This is a genomic window from Streptomyces morookaense, from assembly GCF_013030945.1.
GTDB lineage: Bacteria > Actinomycetota > Actinomycetes > Streptomycetales > Streptomycetaceae > Streptomyces > Streptomyces morookaensis.
This window is the reverse complement of the sequence record NZ_JABBXF010000076.1, coordinates 1-11111: the sequence shown is the minus strand read 5'-3', so window position 1 is coordinate 11111 and position 11111 is coordinate 1. Positions and strand designations below refer to the sequence as shown.

Genomic DNA, 11111 nt, shown 5'->3' with positions numbered 1-11111 from the left:
GGCACGGCCGGTTCGGGGTGGGCGGGGACCGGCTCCGGGACGGCGGCCGGGGCCGCTTCCGTCACGGGCCCGGCCTGCGCCGGCGTGTCCTGCTCCGGCTCGGGCGCGTCGGCCGCGGGCGCCGTGGGCCCGGGCGCCGACTCGGGGTGCTGGGCAACAGCCGCCGGGGTCACCGCTGTTGCTTCGGGGCCGGTCTGCGGCACGTCATCCTGCGACGGCTCGGCAACGGCGTCCGGGGCCGCCGTCGGCTCGGTCTGCGCGGGGGCCGGCTGCTGTGCGGCCGGGGCCGGTTCGGGCAGCTCGGGCTCGGTCTGCGCGGCAGCGGCCGGCTCCGGCTCGGCAGCGGCCTGCTCGGGCGCGTCCGCCGGGGTCGCCGACGGGGCCTCCGGTGCGGCGGGGGCGTGAACGGCCGGCTCCGGCACGGCAGACGGGGCCTCCGCCGGCACGGCCGCCTCGGCGGCCGCCGGCACGACGGGCTCGTCCTGCACCGGAACGGCCTGCACCGGGACCGTCACGTCCGCCGCGGGAACGGGCTCCTCCTGCGCGGCAGGCTGAGGGGCCGTCGGCTCCACGGGGGCGGCCTGGACGGGCTCCTGCTGCATCTCCTGCGCCGGAGCGGGCGAGGCCGGTACGGGCTCCGGGGACACGGAGGGGGCCTCCTGCACCGGGGCGGGCTCCTGCGTGGCCACGGCCGCGATCGGCTCCGGCGCGGCCGGCTGACCTGCCGTCTGCTCGACGGGCTCGGTCTGCGCGGGAGCGGTGTTCTGGGCCGGGGCGCTCTCCGCCACGACGGGCTGCTGCACGGGCTGCACTGCTTGCGGAGCGGCTTCCGCCTCCGCCTGCGGCGCGGACTCGCCCGCCGCAGGGGCGACCTGATCCGGCGCCACCACCGGGGTGGCGGCCTGCTGCGCGGGCTCCTCGTGCGCCGGAGCGGCCACGGGCTCCGGCGCCGCAGGCGCGGCCGGCTGTGCCGGCTCCTCCTGGACCGGCGCGGTGTGCTCGGGCACGACCACGGCCGGGGCCTGCGGTGCGGGCTCCTCCACAACGGGCGCGGCCGGTTCCGGGGCGGCGGCAACCGGCGCCGCGGCAACCGTCTCGGGCGCCTGCTGCACCGGCGCAGCCTGCACGGGAACAGCCGCCTCGGCCGGCGGCTGCACCGGCTCGGCACCGCCGGCGGGCGTCCCTGCACCGGCCACTATCGAGTCGGCGGCGCCCCCGGCCGGGGTGACGCCACCGGTGTTCTGCGACGGGACGAAGGCCACAACCGGCTCCGCGGCAGGCGCAGTCGGGACCGCGTCGGCCTGGGGCACGGCCGGGCCGGCCGGCGGCTGCGGCGCGGCCGGGCCGCGGTCCGCGAGGGAGCGGACGACGCCACCGCTCGACGGGTCCGGCACGGGCGGGCCCATGTGCAGCGGACGGCGGGCCGCCGAGGAAGCGGTGGGAGCGGCCGGGGCCGCGGGGGGCTGGGTGCGGACGCCGGTGAAGTCGACGGAACCGGTGTCCCGGCCACCCGACTCGTGCGTGCCGCCGCCCTGGAGGGTCGGCTGTTCCATCCAGGCGCCCTGGGCGCCCGGCATCAGCAGCAGGTCGTCCTCGTCGGCGGTGTCCGCCTGGTCGAGGAAGGTGTACGGAGCCGGGCTTCCGGTGTCGGCAGGAGCCGGCGCATCCGCGGGGAGCGGGTGCCCGGGCAGTGCGCCTGCGTTCTCCGGCTGTCCCTCGCCCGGGAACCGGCCGGTGTCGGTCATGCGTACCCCTCGCCCATCGGTAGTGCTCCTTCCAACCGCTGACGCCCATACACACAACGAGCGTCCATGCCTCGCGGCACGTGCGTGCCACCGCTGCCACCCTGCCCTGTGCCCGCCAAAAGGGGGACGCGTTCGGTGCATTGATGACTGTGGTGTGCGACACCGGGCGGCCGCACAACGGTCCGCCAGCCTACCCCGGTCGGGTGTACGTCCGCGATCTCACCCGTGCGGGCGATGGCCGCTGAGCAGGAAGGTTACGGCCCGTTCGCGCTCGGTCCAGGCGCTTGTGTCCAACTCCACTGCCTGCAGCAGGGTGCACTCCACCGCATAGCCGCCCTCGGCGAGGACACGGCCGACGGCCTCGGCCTCGTCCCGGGTGACCGCGTGGCTGACGATCCGTTCGGGGCGGCGGGCCGCGCACGCCGCGACGACCGGTGCGCCGCCGCCGGCGACGCGCACGACGTCGGGTTCGGGGAGGTCCTCCAGCACCTGGGGCGCGGTGCCGCAGACGACCTGGAGCTGCACGCCGTGGCGGCGCGCGGCGGCGGCGGTGCGGGCGCAGGCCTCGGGGTCGCGGTCGACGGCGATGACGGCGGCGCCGAACCGGCCGGCCTCGACGGCGGCCGCGCCGCTGCCGGAGCCGATGTCCCAGACGAGGTCGCCCACGCGGGGCCCCAGCCGGGCGAGTTGGGCGGCCCGCAGTTCGGTGGACTCGCCCTCGCCGAGCGGGGTCCCGTAGGCGTCGGCGGGCAGCGCCCAGCCGCGGAGGGCCGGCGGGTAGCCGGGGTCGCGTCCGGCGATCCAGCCGCCGCCCGTGGCGCCGGTGCCGGAGCCGCCGATGACGATGACGACGTTCGGGTCGCGCCAGGTGTGGTCGGCGGCCCGGTCGGAGGTGAGGACGGTGACGCGCTCGTGCTCGGTGCCCAGTTCCTCGCAGATGACGAAGGTGCGGTGGACGGGCCCGAGGAGCAGGGCGAGTTCGGCGGGGCCGGCGCCGGGCGAGGTGAGGACGGCGACCTTGGGGTGGGCGCGGCAGACGTTGACGGCGCGGCGCAGGTCGCGGGCGTGGGCGACGACGACCTGGGCGTCGTCCCAGGGCATGCCGGCCCGGGCGAAGGCGGCGGCGACGGCGGAGACGGCGGGCACCACCTCGACCTCGAGGCCGTGTTCGGGGGCGCGCAGGGTGCGGACGACGCCGAAGAAGCCGGGGTCGCCGTCGGCGAGCACCACGGCGGAGCCGCGGTGCTGGGCGATGCGGCGGGCGGCGAGGTCGATGCTGCCCAGGCGGATGCGCTCGGCGCCGGCCGGGATCCCGGGCAGGGCCAGGTGGTGTGCCGCGCCGGCGACCAGGGTGGCGGCGCCCATGGCGGAGCGGGCCGCGTCCGTCAGCGGTGAGCCGTCCCACCCGATCACCGTGACCCGGTCGGCCATCGTCGTCTGTCTCCTGGGCTTGTCTCGGGTCGGGCGCTTCGGTCGGCCGCACGGCGGTGCAGGCAGGGTGAGAGTACCCCGGGCTGGTCCGGACCAGGGCGGGGCGGGGGCCCGGCGGGGTCAGCGCCAGTCGGGGAGGGCGGCGGCGTAGTCGGAGTAGTCGTAGCCGCCGTTGTGCTGTTCCCGCACCTCGTCAAGGTCCTCGGGGAGCAGGCTCCAGACGATGAGGTCGGTGCGGATGTCCGTCCAGCCGCCGTCCTCGGTGCGACTGCGCGCTATCCAGGCGTTGCGCAGGACGCCTTCGCTGATGCAGCCGATCTTCTGCGCGACCTGCTGGGCGGCGGTGTTGTCGGCGGCGGTGCGCAGTTCGAGGCGTTCGAACTTCTGGTCGTGGAACAGCCACTCGGCGGCGGCGAGCACGGATTCGCATGCGTAGCCCTCGCCGCGGGCCCAGGGCGCGGTGACATAGGAGATCTCGGCGCACAGCGTGTGCCAGTCGGTGTTGTGCAGGTACACGGAGCCGACGAGGCGGGAGGTGAGGAACTCGGTGACCGCAAAGACGATTCCGCTCCCGGAGGTGCGTTCCCCGGGTGCGCGGCGCAGGGCCCAGTCGCGGGCGTGGGCGGTGGTGTAGGGGTGCGGGGCGGTGGTCCAGGCGGTGATGAGCTCGTCGTTCATCATCTCCGCGAGGGCGGGCACGTCCCCGGCCTCGAACGGGCGCAGCACCAGCCGGTCCGTACTGATGGAGATGTCCGGAAAGGTGGAAGTCATGCGCTGCTCCAACGCCGAGGGCAAGGGTGCTCGGGTTCGCTCGGGTGCACCAGCATGCAGCATCGGCATGTGAGTGCGCCAAGCGCGTGGGCCCCGCGCACGCCGGGGCGCGCGCGGGGCCTGCGACCGTACGGACGGCCGAGATTACAAGGTGTCAGCTCTTGACGGGGCCGAAGGCGGGGATGACGGCGCCGTTGCTGAACTTCTCCTGGATGAACTTCTTCACCTCGTCGGAGTTGAGGAGCTTGGCCAGCTTCTGGATCCGGGGGTCGGACTCGTTGCCCTTCTTGACGGCGAGGAAGTTGGCATACGGGTTGTTCTCGGCCTTCTCCAGGGCCAGGGAGTCCTTTGCCGGGTTGAGCTTGGCGGAGATGGCGAAGTTGCCGTTGATCACGGCGGCGTCCACGTCGCCCAGGCGGGCCGGGATCTGGGAGGCCTCCAGCTCGGTGAACTTCACGCCCTTGTCGTCCTCGACGTCGGAGAGCTTCGCCTCGGCGCCGACGCCGTCCTTGAGCTTGATGATGCCGTTGTCGGCGAGCAGCTTGAGCGCGCGGCCCTCGTTGGTGGCGTCGTTGGGGACGGCGATGGTGGAGCCGGAGCCGAGGTCGGCGACCTTCTTGCCCTTCTTGGAGTAGAGGCCGAGGGGCTCGATCTCGACGTTGACGACGGGCACGATGTCCGTCTTGTTCTTCTTGTTGAAGTCGTCGAGGTAGGGCTTGTGCTGGAAGAAGTTCGCGTCGACCTCACCGCTCTGGGTGGCGGTGTTGGGCAGCACGTAGTCGTTGAACTCCTTCACCTCCAGCTTCAGGCCCTCCTTCGCCGCGAGGTGGTCGCGGACGAAGTTGAGGATGTCGGCGTGGGGGGTGGGGCTGGCGGCGACGACGAGCTTGGCCGCCGGGTCGGCGTCCTTGCCCTTCTTCGTCGAGGCGGAGGTGGTGTCGGAGGGGGCGCTGCAGGCGCTCAGACCGAGGGTGAGCGCGGCGGCGGCCGCGACGGCGGCGGTGAGCTTGACGGTGGTACGCACGAAGAGTGCCTCTTTCCTGGATCACGAGGTGATGCCGCCCGGCAAAGGGTCCGGGCTCGTGGGGTTCCGCGGGGCCGCCGGCCCCGGGGGGTCAGGGGGTTTCCGCCGCCTCGGCCGGCTCGGCCAGTACGGGGACGGGCTGTGCGGCGACGGGGGCGGTGGCGGCCCGGCGGCGCAGGCGTCGCAGGCCCACGGGTGCGGCCTGACGGCCGCCGCGCCGGGAGAGGCTGCGGACGACGAGGTCGCCGGCGAGCTGGACGAGCGTCACGATGACGATGAGCAGCACGATGGTGGTGTTCATCAGGCCGGTCTCGTGGCGCATGTAGCCGTAGGTGATGGCGAGGTTGCCGAGTCCGCCGCCGCCGACCGCGCCGGCCATGGCCGAGTAGCCGATGAGGGCGATGACGGTGGTGGTCAGCCCGGCGACGAGGGAGGGCAGGGCCTGCGGGAGCAGCACCTTGAGGACGACGGTCCAGGTGCTGCCGCCCATCGACTGGACGGCCTCGACGAGGCCGTGGTCGACCTCGCGGACGGCGGTCTCCACGAGCCGTGCGAAGAACGGGATGGCGCCGATGGTCAGGGCGACCACGGCCGCGCTGGGGCCGATGGAGGTGCCGATCAGCAGGCGGCTGAAGGGGATCAGCCAGACCAGGAGGATGATGAAGGGCAGCGAGCGGCCGAGGTTGACGACCGCGCCGAGGACCTTGTTCACCACGACGTTCTGCAGCAGCGCCCCGCGGTCGGTGAGGACCAGCAGGATGCCGAGCGGGAGTCCGCCGACGACGGCGTAGACGGTGGACCACCACACCATGAAGAGGGTGTCCAGACAGGCGTCGCGCAGCAGGGGCTGCATCTCGGTCCAGGTCACTTGGCACTCTCCTTCAGGGCAGCGGCGGCGGGCGCCGGCGTGCTGACGTCCGCGACGTCCACCTGCAGGCCCTGCTCGCGCAGGAAGCCGATGGGGACGACGTTCTCCTCGAAGCGGCCGGGGAGTTCGATGCGCATCCGGCCGATCTGCCTGCCGCCGACGGTGTCCATGGCGGCGCCCAGGATCGAGATGTCGACGTTGTAGGTGCGCGACAGCTGGGAGATGACCGGCTGGGTCGCGGCCTCGCCGTGGAAGGTGACGTCCACGACGGTGCGGTCGGGGCCGGAGGGCTCGCCGCCGACGGGGAAGAGTTCGGCCGCGAGCTCGGAGCCGGGGGTGGCCAGCAGCTCGGCGACGGTGCCGGACTCGACGACGCGGCCGCCCTTCATCAGGGCCGCGGAGTCGCAGATCGTCTTGACGACGTCCATCTCGTGCGTGATGAGCAGGACGGTCAGCCCGAGCTGCCGGTTGAGGTCGCGCAGCAGCTGGAGGATGGAGCGGGTGGTCTCCGGGTCCAGCGCGGAGGTGGACTCGTCGGAGAGCAGCACCTTGGGGTCGCCGGCCAGGGCGCGGGCGATGCCGACGCGCTGCTTCTGGCCGCCGGAGAGCTGGCCGGGGTAGGCCTTGGCCTTGTCGGCGAGGCCGACCAGGTCGAGCAGTTCGAGGGCCTTGCGGCTGCGCTCCTTGCCGGAGACGCCGAGGATCTCCAGCGGCAGCTCGATGTTGGCCTGCACGGTGCGCGAGGACAGCAGGTTGAAGTGCTGGAAGACCATGCCGATGCGGCTGCGTGCCCTGCGCAGTTCGACTCCGGCGCGCGGGCCGCGCCCGGCGAGCGCGGTGAGGTCCTGGCCCGCCACGGTGACCGTGCCGGAGCTGGGGCGTTCCAGCAGGTTGACGCAGCGGATGAGGGTCGACTTGCCGGCGCCGCTCTGGCCGACGACGCCGTACACCTCGCCCTCACGGACGTGCAGATCGACGCCGTCGAGGGCGGTGACCTCGCGGCCTCGTGAGCGGTAGACCTTGGTCAGGCCCGTAGTGGTGATCACAGAGTTTCCGTCACTGTCGAGTGCGCGGCGGCGGTGACGCCGGCGCACGGGCATGCATTGCGGAATGCGGCTTCAGGGGGGATCGTCCCCGGAGGCGCTGAAGCGCTGCTGGGGGATTCCTGGTGACGCGGGGCCGAGCAGTCCGGGCGGCGGAAAATGCCGACTCCGGGCTCAGGGGGGTCTCGCTTCGGGGCGCGAGGCAAAGGGGGCCCTCAGCAGTCACACATTCGACACATGCAACGAGCACCGGGCGTCATCATCGCCTCGGTCGCAAGGGTGCGGCTGCTCGTCGTGGTCATGCGAGCCAGTAAAACAGAAGTGCGTGCGAATCAGCCACGCCTGTCCGAATACCGGACAGGCGTGATCACACAGTGGACCTCGCAGGCCCGCGCGCGGGGGCGCGCGGGCGGGCCACTACAGTCGTCCCATGCCTGTCATGCCCCATCCGTCCGTCCGCGCCGCCCGGGAGCCGCGGTGATCGACGCGCTGACGCTCGCCGTCGGTCTGACCGCCCTCGTGCTGGCCGCCTGGTGCGGCTTCGCCTTCTCGCGCGACCAGGCCACCAAGGACTGGCACTTCATCGGCATGGCCGTGGTCACCCTGCTCGCCGTGATCCAGCTCGCCGTCGGCGTGGTGCGGCTGGTGGGCGGCGACAAGCCGCACCAGGGCACCACGATCTTCGTCGCGTACCTGCTGGGCTCGGCCGCCGCGATCCCGGCCGCGGCCTTCATGTCGCTGGCCGAGCGGACCCGCTGGGGCTCGGCCACGGTGGCGGCGGGCGCCGTGATCCTCGCCGTGCTGGAAGTACGGCTCTACGACATCTGGGGAGGCTGACGATGACCGAGCCCACCACCGCGTCCACCGCCGCCAAGGGCGGCTTCGACCTCGGCCAGGGCCCGGGCCGGCTGCTGGTCTGGCTGTACGGGGTGTTCACCGTCGCCGCGGCGTCCCGCTCGGTCGTCCAGATGATCCTGGACTTCGGCCGCGCACCGCTGGCCTACGTCCTGTCGGCGGCCGCCGCCGTGGTGTACGCCTTCATCACGTACTCCCTGGTGCGCGGCGGGAACACGGCCCGCAGGGCGGCGCTGGTGTGCTGCGCCGCCGAGCTGGCCGGGGTGCTGCTGGTCGGCACCTGGACCGTCGTCGAGCCGTCCGCCTTCCCCGACGCCACCGTGTGGTCGGACTTCGGGATGGGCTACCTCTTCATCCCGGTGATCCTGCCGGTGACGGCGATGATGTGGCTGCGTCGCGCCGGACAGCGGCCCGCCCCGTAAGGGGCGCCCCCGGCTAGGCGCTCGTCACGAAAGCGGGCGCCGCATCCTTCTCCAAGGTGATCAGGGTCAGCGTGCGCGTGACCCGTTCGGTGCCGACGGGCGCGTAGCCGCAGCGGCGGTACAGGCGCAGGCCGCCCTCGCCGCGGCGGCCGGTGGCCAGCCGGTAGCGCTTGGCCGAGCACTCCTCCGCCAGCCGCTCCTCGATCGCCGCCAGCAGCCGGCCGCCCAGGCCGTGCCGCCGCATCCGCGGGTGCACGATGAGCCCCGTGATGACCGCCGTGCCGTCGGCGCCGACGGTGCCGCGCACCGAGCCGACGACCTCCGCGCCGAGCCGGGCCACCAGGACGCGGCTCCCGGCCAGTTCGGCGCGCAGGGCGTCGAGGCTCTGGGTCAGCGGCTCGATGGACCAGTCGCCGTGGAGCTCGGCCTCGTCCTGGTAGCAGAGGTACTGCAGTTTGAGGATCTGCTCGGCATCGCTGTCGCCCGCAGCCGAGATGGTCACGCTCATGCCCATGCGCACGCCTCCCGTAATCGGTCCGCCCTGGCAGGAGCCGCCCAGATGCACGCCGCTCCGTGGCGCCGGTTGTCTAACGCTCCTCTCCCCCGCGTCCAGGAGCCGCAATCTCCGCCATGAGCATTCTGCGCAGGCATCCCAGGCAACGGGAACGTACGGGCCCCAAAGATCCTTGTGAGATACCCAACTCCCCTGCGATTTCTCGGTATGTCGGATCGCGGGAGGAGAGCAGGGCCGAGAGCAGCCCGGGGCAGCGGCCGGGCAGGCGGCGGACGGCGGCCCGCACCTGCCGCCCGGTCTCGGCGGTCAGCACGGCCTGTTCCACCCCCGACTCCAGCCGCCCGCCGGACGGTTCGGCGGCGACCGGGTCGTAGGGCACCTCGCGCCGGGCCCGACGGCGCCAGGCGCGGGTCTCGGCCCGGACCGCCGCCCGTATCCGCAGCGCGGTGTCGGCCGTCCGGGACAGCGCCCCGGCGCCGCTCAGCAGCCTGAGCCAGACGGCCTGTTCGAGATCGGCCGCCTCCATGCCCGCCGCGTGGGCCTCGGCCGCGCATTCGGCGGCCAGCAGGGGGCGCAGCCGGGTGAGGAGATCGTTCGACGTCATGCGGGACGGGACATCCGGCCCCGCCCGGGCGGTTTCCGGAACGGTGGGTAATCACTCGTCCGAGTGGTTACCCACCGCCATAGCGAGACCAAAGGTGACCAGAGGTCACTTCTTGAGGAAGTCCGCCCGGGCGAACGCCGCCGTGTCGCAGTTGTCCGAGAAGATGCCGTCGATGCCCGTGGCGTAGTACGCCTTGAAGGCCCCGAAGGCGTCGCCGTAGGCGTTCGGGTCGCTGCCGCGCCGGAAGTCCGCGGGCAGGAAGGTGTTCTCGTTGCGCATGGTGTACGGGTGCAGGATGAGCCCGGCGGCGTGCGCGTCGCGGACGAGTGTGGTGGGCTCGCCGAGCTTGCCGTTCGCATCCCGGGGGATGATCTGCTGCACCCACGGCCCGATGCCCTCGGCGAAACCGGCGATCCACTTCAGGCCCTGCGGCGTGATGAGGTCGGCGACGGTGCGCGGGTCCTTCGCCTCGACGAAGTCCCACGGCCGGGTCGTGAGGTCGTCCAGGAGGAAGATCTTCGGGGCGTGGACGCCCAGCTTCGTGAGCCGCTGCAGGCTGCTCGGCTCGAAGGACTCCAGGAACTGCGGCGAGTCGGCGCGGTGCCGGCCGTACCGGCGCAGCAGCTTCGCCAGCGGCTCCTCGAGGCCCAGGCCCAGCTTGCGGAAGTAGGTGGCGTGCTTGGTCTCCGAGTGCAGCCAGACGCGCCGGCCCCGCTTGCGGCCCTGCTCGTCGGCCCACTTGAGGACCTCTTCGAAGGTGGGCACGTCCCAGCGGCCGTCGTAGAGGGTGTTGTGCTGCCGGTTGCCCGGGATGCGCTCCTTGGCGCGCAGCCGCTTGAGCTCGGCGAGGGTGAAGTCCTCGGTGAACCAGCCGGTGTGGGACTCGCCGTCGACGACCTTGGTGGTCTTGCGGGACGCGAACTCCGCGTGGTCGGCGACATCGGTGGTCTGCGTGATGTCGTTCTCGTGACGGCAGACCAGATGCCCGTCCCTGGTGGGGACGAGGTCCTGCTCGATGACGTCGGCGCCGTTGTCGAGTGCGAACTGGTAGGAGCCGAAGGTGTGCTCCGGCCGGTATCCGCAGGCCCCGCGGTGCCCGATGACCGTCGGCACCGGCAGGTCCCGGTACGAACCGCCCTTGCCGTGGCCGCCCGCACTCCGCTGCTGCGCCGCTGCCGCCGGACCCGCCCCGCTGCCCAGGACCACCGCTCCCGCGCCGAGGGCCGCCGCGGCCCCCAGCAACGAACGCCTGCCCGGACGCTGCTCCTGCTGCATGTACGCTCCTGCTCCTTGTTCTTCCGGCGCCGTACTGTCCGGCACCTGTCAGACGGGGTGATCGTAAAGTCGTTCGACCGCTGCCCAGAAGGACATGACCGAAACAGAGGGCCAACTCACGTCAACTTTCTGTTTCGTGTCGCCGAAACCCGGTGTGCACAGCACCCGTACCCGCGAGTATCGTCAGCGGCTGCGCTGACATGACCACCACGACCGGAGGACCCGTTGTCCCGCATTGTGCTCAAGGCGATTCTCGGATTGCTCATGCGCGTCCTGTACCGACCGAAGGTCGAGGGGGCGGAGCACATCCCCGGGACCGGCCCGGTGATCCTCGCCGGAAACCACACGACGTTCATCGACTCGCTGTTCGTGTCCCTGATCGTCAAGCGCCAGGTCTACTTCATCGGCAAGAACGAGTACGTCACGGGCAAGGGCTTCAAGGGCCGGCTGATGGCGTGGTTCTTCAGCTCCTCGGGCATGGTCCCGGTCGACCGCGACGGCGGCAACGGCGGTGTGGCCGCGCTGATGACCGGCCGCCGGATCCTCGACGAGGGCAAGG

11 protein-coding genes and 1 pseudogene are annotated in these 11111 nt (G+C 72.7%); 3 read left to right on the top strand and 9 right to left on the bottom strand.

Annotation, left to right across the window (positions count from 1 at the left end):
• The 6 genes and pseudogenes from HG542_RS27180 to HG542_RS27155 all read right to left on the bottom strand — a co-directional run.
• A pseudogene (locus HG542_RS27180) lies at positions 1-1745 on the bottom strand (hypothetical protein); the annotation flags it as partial.
• 219 nt (positions 1746-1964) lie between these two features.
• A complete protein-coding gene (cbiE, locus tag HG542_RS27175) occupies positions 1965-3176 on the bottom strand; it encodes a precorrin-6y C5,15-methyltransferase (decarboxylating) subunit CbiE (protein WP_171085935.1) in 1212 nt (403 codons plus the stop codon).
• 120 nt (positions 3177-3296) lie between these two features.
• Entirely contained in the window at positions 3297-3947 is a 651-nt protein-coding gene (locus HG542_RS27170; protein ID WP_171085933.1) for a GNAT family N-acetyltransferase, read from the bottom strand.
• 154 nt (positions 3948-4101) lie between these two features.
• On the bottom strand, positions 4102-4971 hold the full coding sequence (locus HG542_RS27165; RefSeq protein ID WP_171085931.1) for a MetQ/NlpA family ABC transporter substrate-binding protein: 870 nt from the start codon (positions 4969-4971) through the stop codon (positions 4102-4104).
• 91 nt (positions 4972-5062) lie between these two features.
• Positions 5063-5839 carry a methionine ABC transporter permease gene (locus HG542_RS27160; RefSeq protein ID WP_171085929.1) on the bottom strand — a complete coding sequence of 259 codons (777 nt, stop codon included), beginning with the start codon at positions 5837-5839 and terminating at the stop codon, positions 5063-5065.
• Positions 5836-6885 (bottom strand): methionine ABC transporter ATP-binding protein, encoded by a 1050-nt coding sequence (locus tag HG542_RS27155; protein ID WP_171085926.1) that lies wholly within the window; start codon positions 6883-6885, stop codon positions 5836-5838. Before HG542_RS27155 ends, HG542_RS27160 begins: the two co-directional genes overlap by 4 nt.
• Positions 6886-7359: 474 nt before the next feature.
• Here HG542_RS27155 and HG542_RS27150 point away from each other — a divergent pair, with 474 nt between their 5' ends.
• Both HG542_RS27150 and HG542_RS27145 read left to right on the top strand, forming a co-directional pair.
• Positions 7360-7719, top strand: coding sequence for a hypothetical protein (locus tag HG542_RS27150; protein ID WP_171085924.1), 360 nt, complete (start codon positions 7360-7362; stop codon positions 7717-7719).
• A gap of 2 nt (positions 7720-7721) precedes the next feature.
• The gene (locus HG542_RS27145; RefSeq protein ID WP_171085922.1) at positions 7722-8159 is read left to right on the top strand and encodes a hypothetical protein; all 438 of its coding nucleotides are present in this window, start codon (positions 7722-7724) and stop codon (positions 8157-8159) included.
• A gap of 13 nt (positions 8160-8172) precedes the next feature.
• Here the strand turns inward: HG542_RS27145 and HG542_RS27140 are convergent, their stop codons facing one another.
• The 3 genes from HG542_RS27140 to HG542_RS27130 form a co-directional block, all read right to left on the bottom strand.
• Entirely contained in the window at positions 8173-8673 is a 501-nt protein-coding gene (locus HG542_RS27140; RefSeq protein ID WP_171085920.1) for a GNAT family N-acetyltransferase, read from the bottom strand.
• Between the two features lie 73 nt (positions 8674-8746).
• Positions 8747-9277, bottom strand: a complete 531-nt coding sequence (locus HG542_RS27135) for a sigma-70 RNA polymerase sigma factor region 4 domain-containing protein (RefSeq protein WP_171085919.1) — start codon at positions 9275-9277, stop codon at positions 8747-8749.
• A gap of 105 nt (positions 9278-9382) precedes the next feature.
• Positions 9383-10552 carry a glycerophosphodiester phosphodiesterase gene (locus HG542_RS27130; protein WP_171085917.1) on the bottom strand — a complete coding sequence of 390 codons (1170 nt, stop codon included), beginning with the start codon at positions 10550-10552 and terminating at the stop codon, positions 9383-9385.
• 225 nt (positions 10553-10777) lie between these two features.
• Here HG542_RS27130 and HG542_RS27125 point away from each other — a divergent pair.
• A partial coding sequence (locus HG542_RS27125; RefSeq protein WP_171085915.1) for a lysophospholipid acyltransferase family protein occupies positions 10778-11111 on the top strand: 334 nt, incomplete at its 3' end.

Excerpts from the sequence above, each read along its gene's own strand:
- HG542_RS27145 (WP_171085922.1), top strand. The coding sequence starts at position 7,722 with ATGACCGAGCCCACCACCGCGTCCACCGCCGCCAAGGGCGGCTTCGAC.
- HG542_RS27140 (WP_171085920.1), bottom strand. The coding sequence starts at position 8,673 with ATGGGCATGAGCGTGACCATCTCGGCTGCGGGCGACAGCGATGCCGAG.
- HG542_RS27135 (WP_171085919.1), bottom strand. The coding sequence starts at position 9,277 with ATGACGTCGAACGATCTCCTCACCCGGCTGCGCCCCCTGCTGGCCGCC.
- HG542_RS27170 (WP_171085933.1), bottom strand. The coding sequence starts at position 3,947 with ATGACTTCCACCTTTCCGGACATCTCCATCAGTACGGACCGGCTGGTG.
- cbiE (WP_171085935.1), bottom strand. The coding sequence starts at position 3,176 with ATGGCCGACCGGGTCACGGTGATCGGGTGGGACGGCTCACCGCTGACG.
- HG542_RS27130 (WP_171085917.1), bottom strand. The coding sequence starts at position 10,552 with ATGCAGCAGGAGCAGCGTCCGGGCAGGCGTTCGTTGCTGGGGGCCGCG.